Source organism: Neisseria sp. DTU_2020_1000833_1_SI_GRL_NUU_006 (assembly GCA_032388755.1).
GTDB classification, from domain to species: Bacteria; Pseudomonadota; Gammaproteobacteria; order Burkholderiales; family Neisseriaceae; genus Neisseria; species Neisseria sicca_C.
The window spans coordinates 508,064-523,731 of record CP135593.1; the positions used below are offsets into that span (position 1 = coordinate 508,064).

The following is a 15,668-nucleotide window of genomic DNA, read 5'->3' on the forward strand; positions in this document are numbered from 1 at the left end:
ACGACGTTTGTACAGAGTTTCTTCTGCCCCCGTCTGTTTACGCGCCGTCCTTTACTGCCGACTGCAACAGTTTGACACCAAGCAGCCCCAACACCGCCCCTGCCGCCTTGTCGATGTAAAAAGCGGCTTTGCCGAAAAAGCTGCGGATACGGTTCTGCCCAAGCAGAAAGACTATCATGCTGTCCCATACGAAAATCAACGCCACCATCCACACCCCCAAACCGATTTTCAGCCCCGTGCCGACGGTGGGGGTCAGTATCACGGCAAAGAGGCTGATATAAAAGATGATGTTTTTCGGGTTGGACAGCCCCGACAGCAAACCCAAGCCGAATTCTTTGAAAAAGGAGGACTGGGTGCGGTTTTCGGCAGACATGCCGCCGATAAAGTCATAATCGCTGCGTTTGGCACGAAAGGCATGAATAGCCACATACATCAGGAAACAGGCGCCTGCAACTTTCAAGCCGACCATCAGCCACAGCGAACGGGCAATCAGCGAACCGACCCCGAGCATACATAGCACAATATACACCGCATTTGCAACCGCAATACCCGCCGCCACACCGACCGCATGATTGCGCTTGTGGCGCAGCGCGCTGCGGACAATCAGCAGGAAATCCGGTCCCGGACTGATGAGCGCGAGAAAGTGTGCGACAACGACGGTGGTAATCAATGTAAAGGTTTGTGCATCCATAAGTCTGATTTTCCAAGTTCCAATGGTTTCATTAAACAAGCCGCTGTTCAGGCTGCCTTGCATCCGTGCGATTCACGGTCTTGGTTGATTCCCGCAAGGCTGCCTGAATATCCGCTGCGAGCTGCCGTCTTTGCGGTTTATATAAACCAGACAGAAGCTGCCGTCGGGCAGAAAGCGGTTTTTCTCATTATCCAATGCCGACAGCGGCGTGGCGGTTTGCGCCATATCGAACAGTTTGGTAAATGCCAAATGTCCGTCGCCGCCCGTGCCGAAACAGCAGCCGCTTTTTTCGTGCAAAGCCACCGTATCGGCGGCGGTATGGCTGCGGATGCCGTCTGAAAATCCGTCAAACGCATAATAGCTGCCGCCGGAAATGCGGACGGAGGCAAAAGCAGCGGACGGGGCAAGCGGCAGTAAAACAGTCAATCGCTTTTTCGGCATGATTTCCCTTCAAACCGAATTCCGTCAGACGGCAGCAGGGAGGTCGGACATTGGTGCACGGCTTGGGCCTCATTGTGCGGCGGCTTTGTCGGGCATGAATGCCCGACCTGCGGTTTCAGGCTGCATCTAACGGGCGATCGGATGTGAAATCCGAACCTACGCAGGGAAAGGCAGCCTGAAACCCTCTGCCTTATCCTTTCCTAAACATATTCAACATCCGGCGTGTTACGAAGAAGCCGCCGAAGATGTTGACGCTGGCAATCAGGATGGCGATGAAGGCAAGCAGGGTAACGAAGCCGTTGCCTTGGCTGATTTGCAGCAGCGCGCCGACGACGATGATGCCGGAAATGGCGTTGGTCACGGACATCAGCGGGGTATGCAGCGAGTGGCTGACGTTCCAGACGACGTAGTAGCCGATGACGCAGGAGAGGACGAACACGATGAAGTGGTTCAAGAATGCTGCGGGTGCAACCGCGCCAACCCACAGCACCAACACGGCGGCGATGACGGCGGGCGCGAGTTTCTTCCACAGGGGAACGGGTTTCGGCTCCGGCTTGGCGGCAGGCGCGGCTTTTTCAGACGGCGTTTGCTGCGGCTGGGCGGAAACTTGAATCGGCGGAGGCGGGAAGGTGATTTCGCCGTCGCGGGTAACAGTCATATTTCGGATAATCACGTCTTCAAAATCCAGTGTGATTTCGCCGTCTTTGTTCGGGCTTAACAGCTTGGTCAGGTTGACCAAATTGGTGGCGTAAAGCTGGGAAGACTGTCCGGCAAGGCGGTTTGCCATGTCGGTGTAGCCGATGATTTTCACGCCGTTGTCGGTTACGAACAATTCGCCCGGTTTGGTGAGTTCGCAGTTACCGCCCGTCGCCGCCGCCAAATCGACGATGACGGAGCCGGATTTCATGCTTTCCACCATTTCTTTGGTAATCAGCTTGGGCGCGGGTTTGCCCGGAATGGCGGCGGTGGTGATGATGATGTCCACTTCCTTCGCCTGCTCGGCAAAGAGCTTCATCTCGGCGGCGATAAATTCGTCGCTCATCACTTTGGCGTAGCCGTCGCCGCTGCCGCCCGATTCTTGCGGGAAGTCGAGTTTCAGGAACTTACCGCCCATCGATTCGATTTGTTCCGCCACTTCCAAGCGGGTATCGAACGCGCGCACCACTGCGCCGAGCGAGTTTGCCGTACCAATCGCCGCCAAACCCGCCACACCTGCGCCAATCACCAAAACCTGCGCGGGCGGCACTTTGCCGGCGGCAGTGATTTGACCGGTGAAGAAACGGCCGAAGGCGTTGGTGGCTTCAATTACGGCGCGGTAGCCACTGATGTTTGCCATCGAAGACAAAGCGTCCAAAGCCTGCGCGCGGGAAATGCGGGGCACCATGTCCATCGCCAGCGCGTTCACTTTCTTGGCGCGCAAGGCTTCGACCAAAGCCTCGTTTTGGCGCGGCCACAGGAAGCTGACGATGGTCTGCCCTTCTTTGAGCAGCGGCAGCTCGCCTTCGGACGGCGCGTTGACCTTATAAATCAAAGGACAGGCCCAAACCGTCGCTTTATCGGCAACGGTCGCACCTGCTGTTTGGTAAGCGGCATCGTCCAAACTCGCCGCCAAACCTGCGCCGCTTTCGACAACGGTTTCAAAGCCCAGTTTGCTCAACAGGGCAACGGTGGCAGGCGTACAGGCGACGCGGGTTTCGCCGGATAATGACTCGCGTGGGATACCGATTTTCATCTCTGAATCCTTTTTTAGGTTGTCTGTATATAAATGTTAATATGTTTCATATAATTCCCTTATAGCGAATTTTTCGACGGCTGGCAATAGCTGCGGCGGATGGTTTGCTTTTACGGTAAAGGTCGTCTGAAAGCTTATGTTTGCTGCCATTGATACGGGTTAGGGCTTGCGTTTCGTGTTAAAATCCTGTTTTAACAACATATAAAAGGAACACAATCATGCGCCTGCTCCACACCATGCTGCGCGTCGGCAACCTTGAAAAATCCTTGGACTTTTATCAAAACGTTTTGGGCATGAAGCTCTTGCGCCGCCACGATTATCCGGAAGGCCGTTTCACGCTGGCTTTTGTCGGTTATGGCAGCGAAGCTGAAAATACGGTTTTGGAACTGACCCACAACTGGGATACCGAAAGCTACGATTTAGGCAACGCCTACGGCCACATCGCTATCGAAGTGGACGATGCTTATAAAGCTTGCGAACGTGTAAAAGAAATGGGTGGAAAAGTCGTGCGCGAAGCAGGGCCGATGATGCACGGCACGACCGTTATTGCTTTTGTTGAAGATCCCGACGGCTATAAAATCGAGTTTATTCAGAAAAACAGTGGCAATGATTCGGTGAAATACTGATTTTTTGTCAAAAGGTCGTCTGAAACGTTTGGTGAAACCCGCCAAATCTGTTTCAGACGACCTTTATCATATTTATCGGTTCGACCCTTTGACCATATCCATCAAAAACAGGCGGCAGTCTAAGTTGCCGTTGTAGAGCGGGATTTTGCGTTTGGGCGAAAGACGCATGAATTTCGGCATATCGCGGTCGCCGGTAAACATTCCCGCCAGCCAGCCCGCGTAATGCTGCTTCAACCACGCGCCCAACTGCGGATAAAGGGCTTGTAAGGCTTGGATTTCGGCAAGGCGGACGCCGTAAGGCGGATTGGAAATCAAAATGCCGCCTTCTCCGTTCGGACGGGTGTCCTGCGCGTCTTTGACTTCAAAACGGATAAACGTGTCCACTTCGGCAGCTTGGGCGTTGGCAACGGCAGCGCGAATCATATGGCGGTCGTTGTCGCTGCCTGAAATCGGGGCAGGCGCGGGGCGGATTTGCGTTTCGGCTTCGTGTTGCAGCGTTTTCCAAAGGGCGGTATCGAAATTTTTCAGCTTTTCAAATCCGAAACGGCGCATCAAACCGGGCGCGCGGCGGGTGGCAATCCACGCGGCTTCGATGACGATGGTGCCGCTGCCGCAAAACGGGTCTTGGAAAGGCTGCGTGCCGTCATAGCCCGCCAGCAGCAGCAACCCTGCCGCCAAGTTCTCGCGCATCGGCGCTTCACCCGTGTCTTGGCGGTAGCCGCGTTTGAACAAGGCTTCGCCGGATGTGTCGATGAAAATTTGAATGTCGCGTTCGTCGATAAAGGCATGGATGCGGATGTCGGGGCGGATTTTGCCGACGCTGGGGCGCGCGCCGCAAGTGTCGCGGAACACGTCGCACACGGCATCTTTGATTTTCAGTCCTACGAAATCCAAACTTTTGACTTGGGCACGTTTGCCTTCTACTTTGACTTTGAAGGTTTGTTCCAAGCCGAACCAATCCGTCCAGCGGATATTTTTCGCCACTTTATAAATCTCTTGTTCGCTGCGGTAACCGCTTTTGGTCAGGCGCAGCAACACGCGGCTGGCTGTGCGCGAATGCAGGTTGATGCGGTACACCTGCTCCATACCGCCTTTGCACGCGACGCCGCCGTCAACGGCGCGGATGTCTTGGCATTTGAGTTGTTCGAGTTCTTGGGATAAAGGGGCTTCGAGACCGCGCGGACAGGTAACGAAGAGGGAATAAGTGGTCATGCGAACCTTTCGGGGTAGGGCGGTTGAACTGGGATTGCGATAATTATAATGCTTTTCGCAACGGGATTATCGAAAGGTCGTCTGAAAATTGCAGAAAGCGGGCGATATGGCTGTTGAGATAAAGAAGGTCGTCTGAAAACCAATCCCGGTTTTCAGACGACCTTTACCGTATTTCAAACCATCAATCAGCGCGGATGAACCATATCGGCGGGGACAACCAGTTCGTCAAACTCTTCGCCTGTCAGCAAGCCCAACTCAACGGCGGTTTCGCGCAGCGATTTGTCGTTTTTATAGGCGGTTTTGGCGACTTTGGCGGCGTTTTCGTAGCCGATTTTGCGGTTCAATGCGGTAACGAGCATCAGGGAATGGTGCAGGAAATAGTCGATTTTTTCCGGTACGGGTTCGATGCCGGCGGCGCAGTTTTCGTTGAAGCTGTTGCATGCGTCGCCCAATAGGCGGATGGATTGCAAAAGGTTGTAGGCGATAACGGGCATATAGACGTTCAGCTCGAAATTACCCGACGCGCCCGCCATGCCGATGGTAACGTCGTTGCCGAACACTTGGCAGCACACCATGGTTATCGCCTCGCATTGGGTTGGGTTGACTTTGCCCGGCATGATGGACGAACCCGGTTCGTTTTCGGGGATTTTGATTTCGCCCAAACCGCAGCGCGGGCCGCTTGCCAGCCAGCGGATGTCGTTGGCAATTTTGTTCAGGCTTGTCGCCAGCGTTTTCAGTGCGCCCGAAGCGGCAACGGCTGCATCGCGTCCGCCCAAGGCTTCAAATTTGTTCGGCGCGCTGACAAACGGCAGGCCGGACAGTTCGGCGAGTTTGGCGGCGGCTTTTTCGGCGTATTCGGGATGGCTGTTCAAACCCGTGCCGACTGCCGTGCCACCCAAAGCGAGTTCGTACAAACCTTTGAGCGCGTCGTTCAGACGACCTAAGCCGTGGTCGAGTTGGGAAACGTAGCCGGAAAATTCTTGTCCCAAAGTCAGCGGCGTCGCGTCCTGCAAGTGGGTGCGGCCGATTTTGACGATGGGGGCGAATTCTTTGGCTTTTTTGTCCAAGGTGTCGCGCAGGGCTTTTACCGCCGGAATAAGGTGGCGGTTGATTTCAATCGCGGCGGCGACGTGGATGGCGGTCGGGAACGCGTCGTTGGTCGATTGCGCGTGGTTCACATGGTCGTTGGGATGGACGGGCTGGTACGCCGCCAAACCCGTACCGGCGATTTCGTTGGCGCGGTTTGCCAGCACTTCGTTCATGTTCATATTGGACTGCGTGCCGGAGCCGGTCTGCCATACTACTAAAGGAAACTGCCCGTCGAGCTTGCCGTTCAACACGTCGTCCGCCGCCTGCGTAATCAAATCCGCCTGCTCAGGCTTAATCCTGCCGAGGGAAACATTGGTGGCGGCTGCGGCTTTTTTCACCAGCGCCAAAGCATAAATCAGCGGCTGCGGCAGGGTTTCGCCGCCGATTTTGAAATTGTTGCGGCTGCGCTGGGTCTGCGCGCCCCAATAGGCTTCGGACGGGACTTCGACATTGCCCATGGTGTCGTGTTCGGTACGGGTGCTCATGCGTTTCTCCTGAATTAAATGATAATGCAAATAATTTGCAAGCGTATTATAGCGGGCAGGAGGTCGTCTGAAAAGCGGGGGAAGGGGGTTTGGTAAATAGGGTGAGGCAGTATATTGAACAATAGGGCAGGGTGCGGATTGCGGTATCAAAAAAGGTCGTTTGAAAAGCGGAAAATGGCTTTTCAGACGACCTTTGCTTTATTTTTGAAGGCTTATTCGATGTTTTGAACCTGCTCGCGCATTTGCTCGATTAAGACTTTCAGTTCGACTGAAGCCTGCGTGCATTCCGCCGCGATTGCTTTGCTGCCCAGCGTGTTTGCCTCGCGGTTCAATTCCTGCATCAGGAAGTCCAAGCGTTTGCCCGCGCTGCCTTTGTTTTCTGTCACAATACGGCGGACTTCGGCGATGTGCGTGCGCAGGCGGCTGAATTCTTCGTCAACGTCCGATTTTTGGATAAACAGCGCAAATTCCTGTTGCAAACGGTCATTGTCGATATTGCCGACTGCTTCCGCCAAACGCGCGTTCACCTTGTCCATATGCGCCTGAAGCAGGCTGGGGAACAGTTCGCTCAAGGCATCCACGATTTCTTCCATGCTGGACAAACGTTGCAACAGATGTTCGCCGAGTTTTTTGCCTTCGCGTTTGCGGGCGGCGGCAAACTCTTTCAACGCTTCGTCCAACAGCTCTTGCACGGTTTTCGCCAAAGCTTCGGGGTCTTCGCTTTGACCTGCCAATACACCCGGAAAGCGCAACACTTCAGCGACTGTCAGCTTGCCGAAACCGTGTTCCTTGCGCCAAGTTTTGTTCAAATCGGACAACTGTTTCACCAATTCTTCATTGGTTTCCAAACTCTGCCCGCCGACTGCCGCGTCCTGCAACTGAATACGGCATTCCAGTTTGCCGCGTGCGGCCGAAGCCGCAATTTTCTCGCGCAACGCGCCTTCCAGATAACGCAATTCTTCAGGCATACGGAATTGGACATCCAGATAACGGTGGTTCACCGCGCGGATTTCCAAGTTCACGCGCTTGCCGCCGCATTCGCCTGCGGCATTGGCAAAGCCGGTCATACTGTGGATATGGATGGATTGAGTCATGGTTTTACTCCGTTTCAATATACGAGTGAAAGTGGCGGGACTATAACACAATATAGGATAAGGTCGTCTGAAAACGATTTCAGACGACCTTAAACAGCCATCCAGCCGAATCCCGTATAATACCGACCACAAATTTTCACCGCTTCCCCAAAGGACAAATCATGAGCAGTTACACCCGCACTTCACGCGCTGCCGACAGCCTGCGCGACATCAAAATCACCCCGCACTTCCTGCCGCACGCCGACGGTTCGTGCCTTATCGAATGCGGCAACACCAAAGTTATCTGCACCGCTTCCATCGACGAAAATGTTCCGCCGTTCCTTCGCGGCAAGGGGCAGGGCTGGGTTACTGCCGAATACGGGATGCTGCCCGCGTCCACCGCCTCGCGTATGCGCCGTGAAGCCACGGCAGGCAAGCAGTCGGGTCGCACTCAGGAAATCCAGCGTCTGATCGGGCGTTCGCTGCGCGCCGTCGTAGATATGGAAAAACTGGGCGAACGCCAAATCCTAATTGACTGCGACGTGATTCAGGCTGATGGCGGAACGCGCACCGCGTCTATTACCGGCGCATTCGTCGCACTGCAAATTGCGGTCAACAAGCTGCTTTCAGACGACCTCATCAGCGAAAATCCCATCCGCGAAGCCGTTGCCGCCGTCTCCGCAGGCGTCGTGAACGGTGTACCGCTTTTGGATTTGGATTACCCCGAAGATTCCGGCTGCGACAGCGACGTCAACATCGTTATGACCGTTTCGGGCAAAATCATCGAAATCCAAGGCACGGCGGAAGGCGCGCCGTTCAGTTTGGACGAATTGGGCAAACTGATTGCGCTGGCACAAAAAGGCATCGGCCAACTGGTGTTGCACCAGCAGACGGCTTTATCTGCAACGGTCTGAGTACAAGATGTTGTTTGAAATCCAATGATAGATTGTGGATTGTAGGGCTTTAGGTAATTTGGTCGGACCCCTTGTACACGAAAATCGACTCCGAATCAGCGTTTTCTCGGCGTATCGCATGACACGCGTCAAGCCGGGCATACGCTGGAAGTCAGGTTTTTACGGACTCTGACTTAATAGAAGGCTGTCTGAAAAACTGTTTTTCATCATACGGTTTTTTGTGCAATCCGAAATAAAAAAGCCTTTTCATGACAATAATCAACCGATGTCTGAGAAAGAGTCGCCGGTTCTTGAATTTCATGTAAAAAATAGTAATAATAAGCCCTTTTCCAGCAAACCCTGCTGCCCTACCAACTCCCCTCAAGAAAGCACGAAACATGGCGTTAATCGTACATAAATACGGCGGCACATCAGTAGGCTCGCCCGAACGCATTAAAAACGTAGCCAAACGTGTCGCCAAAGCCCGCGCCGAAGGACACGACATCGTTGTCGTCGTATCCGCCATGAGCGGCGAAACCAACCGCCTGGTTGCGCTGGCGCACGAAATGCAGGAGCATCCCGATCCGCGAGAGCTGGACGTAGTTTTGTCCACCGGCGAGCAAGTGACCATCGGCCTTTTGGCGATGGCATTGAAAGACATCGGCGTGGATGCCAAAAGCTATACCGGCTGGCAGGCCGCCCTCAAAACCGATACCGCCCACACCAAAGCCCGCATCGAAAGCATTGATGACCAAAGAATGCGTGCCGACCTCGACGCAGGCAAAGTCGTCATCGTTGCCGGTTTCCAAGGCATCAGCAGCGAAGGCAATATTTCCACGCTCGGACGCGGCGGTTCAGACACCTCCGCCGTTGCGCTCGCCGCAGCCCTCAAAGCGGACGAATGCCAAATCTATACCGATGTAGACGGCGTTTACACCACCGACCCCCGCGTCGTGCCTGAAGCGCGCCGCATGGATACGGTTACATTTGAAGAAATGATCGAACTGGCAAGCCTCGGTTCGAAAGTTTTGCAAATCCGTTCAGTAGAATTCGCCGGAAAATACAAAGTGCGCCTGCGCGTACTGAGCAGCCTGCAAGACGGCGGCAACGGCACTTTAATTACCTTTGAAGAGGACGAAAACATGGAAAGAGCTGCCGTAACCGGTATCGCATTCGATAAAAACCAAGCCCGCATCAACGTGCGCGGCGTGCCCGACAAACCCGGCGTCGCCTATCAGATTTTAGGCGCGGTTGCCGATGCCAACATCGAAGTGGACATGATCATCCAAAATGTCGGCAGCGAAGGCACCACTGATTTCTCCTTCACCGTACCGCGCGGCGAGTACAAACAAACCATTGAAATCCTGACCAAACTGCAAGACAGCATCGGCGCAGCCGCCATCGACGGCGACGACACCGTGTGCAAAGTCTCCGCAGTCGGCTTGGGCATGCGTTCGCACGTCGGCGTCGCCGCCAAAATCTTCCGCACCCTTGCCGAAGAAGGCATCAATATCCAAATGATTTCCACCTCGGAAATCAAAGTTTCCGTCTTGATTGACGAGAAATACATGGAACTCGCCACCCGCGTCCTGCATAAAGCATTTGATTTGGGTTAATCGGGTTATATGCTTGAAAGGTCGTCTGAAATTTTATTTTCAGACGACCTTTTATTTTATTGTGGTAAAGTAGCCCAGTTTTTTGAATCAGGCATTTTTGAGTGAAAAGATTACAGGGGAGGGTGGTGGTATAGCGGATTAAAATTGTAATGATACAGCGTTGCCAACGCCCTTATATACTATCCGTAAACGGCACCCGTTGCCGCTTTGTCTCATTTTTATTTTAATCCGCTATAACAATGTAGATATTTACTGTTTTGATTTACTCCGGCTTGTCAGATATAGGCAGTAACAGCAATGTATTCAGACGACTTTTTGATGCCTTGATATTTTGATGTCTTGATATTTAGTGAGGTTAGGCTATCTTTCTGTTTTCCCTTATAATGCCGAGTCTTTCTATACACTTTTCCGTCCTCCCCCTTTTCCCATGAAACCGATTTCTAGCTATACGCGCTGGTGGCGTTATAAATCCTACCTGCCCGACGCATCGCTGCCGGCGCATACGGTGGATTGCCCGGACTGCGGCAACCGCATGGATATTCCGCGCCTGCGGCAGGGACAGGAAGCGCATTGTCCGGTGTGCAATCATGAAGTAGTCGAGGTAGAAAACAATCCTTATGTTGCGCCGCTGGCTTACGCGGCGACTTCGCTGATTCTGATGGCGTTTGCGTACAGCATGGTTTATATCCGAGTGGAACTCTTAGGCGTAACATCCGTCTTGTCGCTGCCGGAAATGATGCTGCTCCTGATTTATCAGGATTACGGCTTTCTGGCGGAAGTGATGTTCGTCCTCACTTTCGGCGCACCGGTATTGTTTTTGCTGCTCTGCCTGTACGTTTATACCGCGCTGGTGCGCGAGCGGGCATATCCTGCGCTGCGGTTTGCGACGCGGGTTTTGGTCAGGCTGCGTCATGCGATTATGGTGGATGTGTTTTTTATTTCCACTTTGGTGGCGTATATCAAGCTCTCTTCTGTGGCGGCAGTGGAATTCGGCTCGGCGTTTTATTTGATGTTTGCGCTGTCGGTCATGCTGATTCGGACTTCGGTCTCGATTCCGCAGCATTGGGTTTATTATAAAATCCACAAACTGACGGGCGGGGATGCGGTGCAAACGGCATCCGACGACAAAACCTGTTGCAGCCGCTGCCTGTATTTCCGCGATAAAGACGAGCAGCCTTGCGAGGTCTGCGGTGCGGATTTGTACCGCCGCCGCCCGAAAAGCCTGAGCATTTCGCTGGCGTTTTTGATTGCGGCGTTTATCCTGTATTTCCCCGCAAATATTCTGCCGATTATGATTTCGTCGAACCCTACCGCACTGGAAGTCAATACGATTTTCAACGGCATTGTGTATATGTGGAACGACGGCGACAGGCTGATTGCGGTGATTATTTTCAGCGCGAGTATTTTGGTGCCGGTATTGAAGATTATCGCGATGGCGGTTTTGATTGCGTCCGCTTATTTCAAACCGCCGATGAGCGCGTCGAAAATGTCGGTGCTTTACCGGATTACCGAATCCATCGGCCGCTGGTCGATGATCGATATTTTTGTGATTATTATTTTGATGAGTTCTTTCCACACCAACATGGCGCGCGTCGTCCCCGGCGGGGCGGCGGTGTATTTCTGCCTGGTAGTGGTATTGACCATGCTGTCTGCCTATTATTTCGACCCCCGCCTGATTTGGGACAGGCGGCAGCAGCTTTCAGACGACCCCGATTCCGACGATAACCAGAAACAATGAAAAAACACGATTCTTCTCAAACGCATCGCGCACCCGCGCGCGTCAAAAAAACCAATGTCTTCACGTCTATCGTGTGGCTGATTCCGCTGATTGCGCTGATTGCGGGCGGCTGGCTGCTGGTAAAGGACATCCGCAACCGAGGTCCGGTCGTCACGCTTTTGATGGACAGCGCGGAAGGCATTGAAGTCAACAATACGGTGATTAAAGTGTTGAACGTCGATGTCGGACACGTTACCCGCATCAAGCTGCGCGACGACCAAAAAGGCGTGGAAGTTACCGCCCAGTTTAATGCGGACGCAACCGATCTGATACGCAGCGATACCCAGTTTTGGGTGGTCAGGCCGCGTATCGATCAGAGCGGTGTAACCGGTTTAGGTACGCTTCTTTCAGGTTCTTATATCGCGTTTACGCCCGGCAAAAGTGAAGAGACAAAGGACGTATTTGAAGTGCAGGACATCCCGCCGATTGCCGCCATCGGACAAAGCGGCCTGCGTCTGAAGCTGGTCGGTCAAAACGATAAAATCCTCAACGTCAGCAGCCCGGTGCTTTATGAAAACTTTATGGTCGGACAGGTAGAAAGCGCGCATTTCGAGCCTGCCGACCAAACCGTGCATTACACCATCTTCATCCAAAGCCCGAACGACAAATTGATTAATTCGGAAAGCCGCTTTTGGCTGGAGAGCGGCATCAATATCGAAACCACGGGCAGCGGTGTGAAACTCAATTCCGCTCCTTTGCCCGCGTTGCTTTCCGGCGCAATTTCGTTTGATTCGCCGAAAACCAAAAACAGCAAAAATGTGAAAAGCGAAGACAGTTTCACGCTTTACGACAGCCGCAGCGAAGTGGCAAACCTGCCCGACGACCGTTCGTTGTATTACACCTCGTTTTTCAAACAGTCCGTACGCGGGCTGACCGCCGGTTCGCCTGTCGAATATAAAGGACTGAATGTGGGCGTGGTTTCCGACGTTCCCTATTTTGACCGAAACGACAGCCTGCATCTGTTTGAAAACGGCTGGATTCCCGTGCGCATCCGCATCGAGCCGTCGCGCATGGAAATCAATGCCGAAGAACAAAGCAAAGAGCATTGGAAACAACAATTCCAAGCAGCTTTGGGCAAAGGTCTGACCGCCACCATTTCCAGCAACAACTTGATTACCGGCAGCAAAATGGTCGAACTGACCGACCAACCCTCGTCTTCGCCCAAGCTGAGACCGCACACCGTTTACGCAGGCGATACCGTCATTGCCACTCAAGGCGGCGGTTTGGACGATTTGCAGGCGAAAGTGGCGGATTTGCTGGAGAAATTCAACAACCTGCCGTTGGATAAAACCGTTGCCGGGTTGAACGGCTCGCTTGCCGAACTCAAATCCACCCTCAAATCCGCCAATGCCGCCCTAAGCTCCATTGACAAACTGGTCGGCAAACCGCAAACGCAAAACATTCCGGACGAGCTGAACCAAACCCTGAAAGAATTGCGTCAAACCCTGCAAGGCGTATCGCCGCAATCGCCCATCTACGGCGACGTGCAAAATACCCTGCAAAGTTTGGACAAAACCCTCAGAGACGTACAGCCCGTCATTAATACCTTGAAAGAAAAACCCAACGCGCTGATTTTCAACAGCAGCAGCAAAGACCCCATCCCGAAAGGAAGCCGATAATGCGCCTCTTCCCGATTGCCGCCGCCCTGACGCTTGCCGCCTGCGGCACCGCGCAAAGCCCGCAATATTTCGTCCTGCCCGACAGCCAATACATCCGGCCGGCGGCTCAAGGCAGTGAAATAGCGGTCAAAGTCAACCTTGCCGAACCGCTTGCCAACGGCGGCCTCGTTTACCAAACCGACGCGTATCATGTGAATCTGGCGAAGAACCACCTTTGGGCGGCGCCGCTCGACGGTGCGCTGGCGGCAAACCTCAGCAACAAACTCAACCGCCTCAACCCGCGCCATACTTTCGTTCCCGCCTCGCGCAGCCAAAGCGGGCAAACCCTGAAAATCTATGTTGAAGCCTTCCAAGGCAGCTATCAGGGGCAGACTACCGTCAGCGGCTACGCCCTGTGGCCGGACGGGCGCAACAAACCGTTTGACGTTACCACCCCGCAACAAGGCGACGGCTATACCGCCATGCTGGAATCTTTGGAAAACGGTTTGAACGAAGCAGCAAAAAGCATCGCCTATTGATGAGGTCGTCTGAAAACCCGCTGTGGTTTTGCCAAAACCATTCATCGTGTAAAAGGAAGAAACATGCACAACATCACGCTCTACACCCATCCCTTTTCACGCGGCAGATACGTCGTATGGATGCTCAAAGAATGCGGCGCGGAATACACCGTCGTACCCGTCCAGTTCGGCACACAAATGAAATCCGCCGAATATCTCGCCATCAATCCACAAGGGCAAGTCCCTGCGCTCAAATTTGGTGATGCTGTACTGACCGAATCGACCGCCATCATTACCTTTTTGGCGGAACAGTTCCCCGACAAACACCTCATCCCTGCCGCAGGTACATTGGAACGCGGCGAATACTACCGCTGGATGTGTATATTGATGCACCTCGAATACGCAGCCTTCAACAAACTGCACAACCTGCCCGTCGATACGCCCGAATGCCGCCTCCAAATCGGTTACGGCGATTTCGATACCGCATGGAACACCTTGCGCGAACACTTGAAAAACCGCGACTACATCGTCGGCAACAGCTTTACCGCGATGGATTTGTACTGCTCCGCGCTGATTCTGCACTTAACGCAAAATTGGAAAGTGTTGCCCGCCGATGAATCCGACGTATTGCAACGCTACGCCGCCAAACATCTCGCCCGCCCTGCCTTTGCCGAAACCACAGCATGGATGCTGGAAACCGCCGCCCAAATGCCGCCTGCAGAGTAAATCAAGGCTATTAAAATAAAAAGGTCGTCTGAAAACCCTTTTCAATCGGGTTTTCAGACGACCTTTGTTGTCATATTCGATGATGTTTTCTCAACCGAACAGCCTGTTCACATCAGAGGCTTTTTTGCGGTAAGGCAGGCGGATGTCGACGCGGAAAATGCCGTCGAGTTGGCGGCTTTGGATTTTGGCATCGTTGTCGTACATCAGCGTCAGGCGTTCTTTGAGGTTGTGCAATGCCATCGAGTTGCCTTTGTGCGGTTTGGTGTTTTCACTGCTTTCGGGCGGGGTGTAGGGGTTTTCGATACGGATATAGATGGATGATTTGTTGAGCTTGGTAAACACGGTGATCATGCCGGGGCGGTGGGTCGACTCGACGCCGTGGAAGACCGCGTTTTCCAAAAGGGGTTGGAGCAGGAGGTGCGGCGTTTCCGCGTCATCGGGCGCCTGGTGCTGCCACATAACCTGCACGCGCATATGACCCATACGGATTTGTTCGATGGCGATGTATTCGCGAGCCCATTCGATTTCTTGTCCTAAAGAGCTGCTTTGGCTGCCGTCGCGCAGTTGGGCGCGGAAGAGGTTGGCGAGGTTTTCCAACAGGGTTTCCGCATCATACGGGCGCAGGCGGATGAGGCTGATGGCGGCATTGAGGCTGTTGAACAGGAAATGCGGGCGGATACGGGCGGTCAGCGCGCTGAGGCGGGCTTCGGAAACCGAAGGTGCAAGGCCGTTGCGGCGGGAACCTTCGTAATACATCAATCCGAGCAGGAACAGGTTGAACAGGAAAAAATGTTGCGAGAGCGTTCTGCCGTGTGTTTTCAGAATAAAGAAATCGACGATTGCAAATATCGATAAGTTCAAAAAATAGGTAATAATGACGCCGTAGGGCGATGTTTTGATGGCAGGGGTGAAGATATTGACGAAATAGGCTTTGATCAAAATACCCAAAAATACGGGGAAAATCCATTTGGAGTGATGGTAAATTTCTGCGGAATAGGAGAGTGAGGAATCGCTGATTAAGGGCAGAAAAAACAGACTGCCCAAGACAATAATCAAAAGGCGCACGACTGTCGCGGAATTGCGCAGGTCGGGGGCGGCGAATGTATTGTTGATTTGACGTATAATAGACATAAAATTTCCAACCGTTTTCTTTTAATGCGTTTATACGAGCCTTATTGGCTCTGTTATTTT

General features: G+C 53.3%; 14 protein-coding genes. 7 read left to right on the top strand and 7 right to left on the bottom strand.

Annotated features, from left to right (window positions below; all coding sequences use genetic code 11):
- Positions 1 to 37: 37 nt before the first annotated feature.
- The 3 genes from RSJ68_02390 to RSJ68_02400 form a co-directional block, all read right to left on the bottom strand.
- Positions 38 to 691: a LysE family transporter gene (locus tag RSJ68_02390; protein ID WNU97623.1), complete on the bottom strand. Its 654-nt coding sequence runs from the start codon at positions 689 to 691 to the stop codon at positions 38 to 40.
- 72 nt (positions 692 to 763) lie between these two features.
- A complete protein-coding gene (locus tag RSJ68_02395) occupies positions 764 to 1,132 on the bottom strand; it encodes a hypothetical protein (protein WNU97624.1) in 369 nt (122 codons plus the stop codon).
- A gap of 190 nt (positions 1,133 to 1,322) precedes the next feature.
- On the bottom strand, positions 1,323 to 2,864 hold the full coding sequence (locus RSJ68_02400; protein WNU97625.1) for a Re/Si-specific NAD(P)(+) transhydrogenase subunit alpha: 1,542 nt from the start codon (positions 2,862 to 2,864) through the stop codon (positions 1,323 to 1,325).
- 218 nt (positions 2,865 to 3,082) lie between these two features.
- Between RSJ68_02400 and gloA the strand changes: the two genes are divergently transcribed.
- Complete coding sequence (gene gloA / locus RSJ68_02405) at positions 3,083 to 3,490, top strand: lactoylglutathione lyase (GenBank protein WNU97626.1); 408 nt, start codon at positions 3,083 to 3,085, stop codon at positions 3,488 to 3,490.
- A 72-nt stretch (positions 3,491 to 3,562) separates the two neighbouring features.
- Here gloA and RSJ68_02410 read toward each other — a convergent pair whose 3' ends face one another.
- The 3 genes from RSJ68_02410 to RSJ68_02420 all read right to left on the bottom strand — a co-directional run bounded on the left by RSJ68_02410 (position 3,563) and on the right by RSJ68_02420 (position 7,370).
- On the bottom strand, positions 3,563 to 4,702 hold the full coding sequence (locus RSJ68_02410; protein ID WNU97627.1) for a class I SAM-dependent RNA methyltransferase: 1,140 nt from the start codon (positions 4,700 to 4,702) through the stop codon (positions 3,563 to 3,565).
- Positions 4,703 to 4,887: 185 nt separating this feature from the next.
- Positions 4,888 to 6,276, bottom strand: a complete 1,389-nt coding sequence (gene fumC / locus RSJ68_02415) for a class II fumarate hydratase (protein WNU97628.1) — start codon at positions 6,274 to 6,276, stop codon at positions 4,888 to 4,890.
- Between the two features lie 212 nt (positions 6,277 to 6,488).
- Complete coding sequence (locus RSJ68_02420; protein WNU97629.1) at positions 6,489 to 7,370, bottom strand: YicC/YloC family endoribonuclease; 882 nt, start codon at positions 7,368 to 7,370, stop codon at positions 6,489 to 6,491.
- Positions 7,371 to 7,531: 161 nt separating this feature from the next.
- Here RSJ68_02420 and rph point away from each other — a divergent pair, with 161 nt between their 5' ends.
- The 6 genes from rph (at position 7,532) to RSJ68_02450 (ending at position 14,477) form a co-directional block, all read left to right on the top strand.
- A complete protein-coding gene (rph, locus tag RSJ68_02425; GenBank protein WNU97630.1) occupies positions 7,532 to 8,263 on the top strand; it encodes a ribonuclease PH in 732 nt (243 codons plus the stop codon).
- Between the two features lie 377 nt (positions 8,264 to 8,640).
- Complete coding sequence (locus RSJ68_02430) at positions 8,641 to 9,858, top strand: aspartate kinase (protein ID WNU97631.1); 1,218 nt, start codon at positions 8,641 to 8,643, stop codon at positions 9,856 to 9,858.
- A gap of 427 nt (positions 9,859 to 10,285) precedes the next feature.
- A complete protein-coding gene (locus RSJ68_02435; GenBank protein ID WNU97632.1) occupies positions 10,286 to 11,596 on the top strand; it encodes a paraquat-inducible protein A in 1,311 nt (436 codons plus the stop codon).
- On the top strand, positions 11,593 to 13,254 hold the full coding sequence (gene pqiB / locus RSJ68_02440; GenBank protein ID WNU97633.1) for an intermembrane transport protein PqiB: 1,662 nt from the start codon (positions 11,593 to 11,595) through the stop codon (positions 13,252 to 13,254). Before RSJ68_02435 ends, pqiB begins: the two co-directional genes overlap by 4 nt.
- A complete protein-coding gene (locus RSJ68_02445) occupies positions 13,254 to 13,772 on the top strand; it encodes an ABC-type transport auxiliary lipoprotein family protein (GenBank protein ID WNU97634.1) in 519 nt (172 codons plus the stop codon). The genes pqiB and RSJ68_02445 overlap by 1 nt, the downstream gene beginning before the upstream one ends.
- Positions 13,773 to 13,835: 63 nt before the next feature.
- The gene (locus tag RSJ68_02450; GenBank protein WNU97635.1) at positions 13,836 to 14,477 is read left to right on the top strand and encodes a glutathione S-transferase family protein; all 642 of its coding nucleotides are present in this window, start codon (positions 13,836 to 13,838) and stop codon (positions 14,475 to 14,477) included.
- 90 nt (positions 14,478 to 14,567) lie between these two features.
- Here RSJ68_02450 and RSJ68_02455 read toward each other — a convergent pair whose 3' ends face one another.
- Complete coding sequence (locus RSJ68_02455; GenBank protein WNU97636.1) at positions 14,568 to 15,608, bottom strand: histidine kinase; 1,041 nt, start codon at positions 15,606 to 15,608, stop codon at positions 14,568 to 14,570.
- Between the last annotated feature and the right edge of the window lie 60 nt (positions 15,609 to 15,668).

Coding starts and splice junctions, on each gene's coding strand:
- pqiB (WNU97633.1), top strand. CDS start 11,593: ATGAAAAAACACGATTCTTCTCAAACGCATCGCGCACCCGCGCGCGTC.
- RSJ68_02430 (WNU97631.1), top strand. CDS start 8,641: ATGGCGTTAATCGTACATAAATACGGCGGCACATCAGTAGGCTCGCCC.
- RSJ68_02450 (WNU97635.1), top strand. CDS start 13,836: ATGCACAACATCACGCTCTACACCCATCCCTTTTCACGCGGCAGATAC.
- RSJ68_02445 (WNU97634.1), top strand. CDS start 13,254: ATGCGCCTCTTCCCGATTGCCGCCGCCCTGACGCTTGCCGCCTGCGGC.
- RSJ68_02395 (WNU97624.1), bottom strand. CDS start 1,132: ATGCCGAAAAAGCGATTGACTGTTTTACTGCCGCTTGCCCCGTCCGCT.
- RSJ68_02455 (WNU97636.1), bottom strand. CDS start 15,608: ATGTCTATTATACGTCAAATCAACAATACATTCGCCGCCCCCGACCTG.
- RSJ68_02435 (WNU97632.1), top strand. CDS start 10,286: ATGAAACCGATTTCTAGCTATACGCGCTGGTGGCGTTATAAATCCTAC.
- RSJ68_02420 (WNU97629.1), bottom strand. CDS start 7,370: ATGACTCAATCCATCCATATCCACAGTATGACCGGCTTTGCCAATGCC.
- RSJ68_02390 (WNU97623.1), bottom strand. CDS start 691: ATGGATGCACAAACCTTTACATTGATTACCACCGTCGTTGTCGCACAC.
- RSJ68_02400 (WNU97625.1), bottom strand. CDS start 2,864: ATGAAAATCGGTATCCCACGCGAGTCATTATCCGGCGAAACCCGCGTC.
- gloA (WNU97626.1), top strand. CDS start 3,083: ATGCGCCTGCTCCACACCATGCTGCGCGTCGGCAACCTTGAAAAATCC.
- fumC (WNU97628.1), bottom strand. CDS start 6,276: ATGAGCACCCGTACCGAACACGACACCATGGGCAATGTCGAAGTCCCG.
- RSJ68_02410 (WNU97627.1), bottom strand. CDS start 4,702: ATGACCACTTATTCCCTCTTCGTTACCTGTCCGCGCGGTCTCGAAGCC.
- rph (WNU97630.1), top strand. CDS start 7,532: ATGAGCAGTTACACCCGCACTTCACGCGCTGCCGACAGCCTGCGCGAC.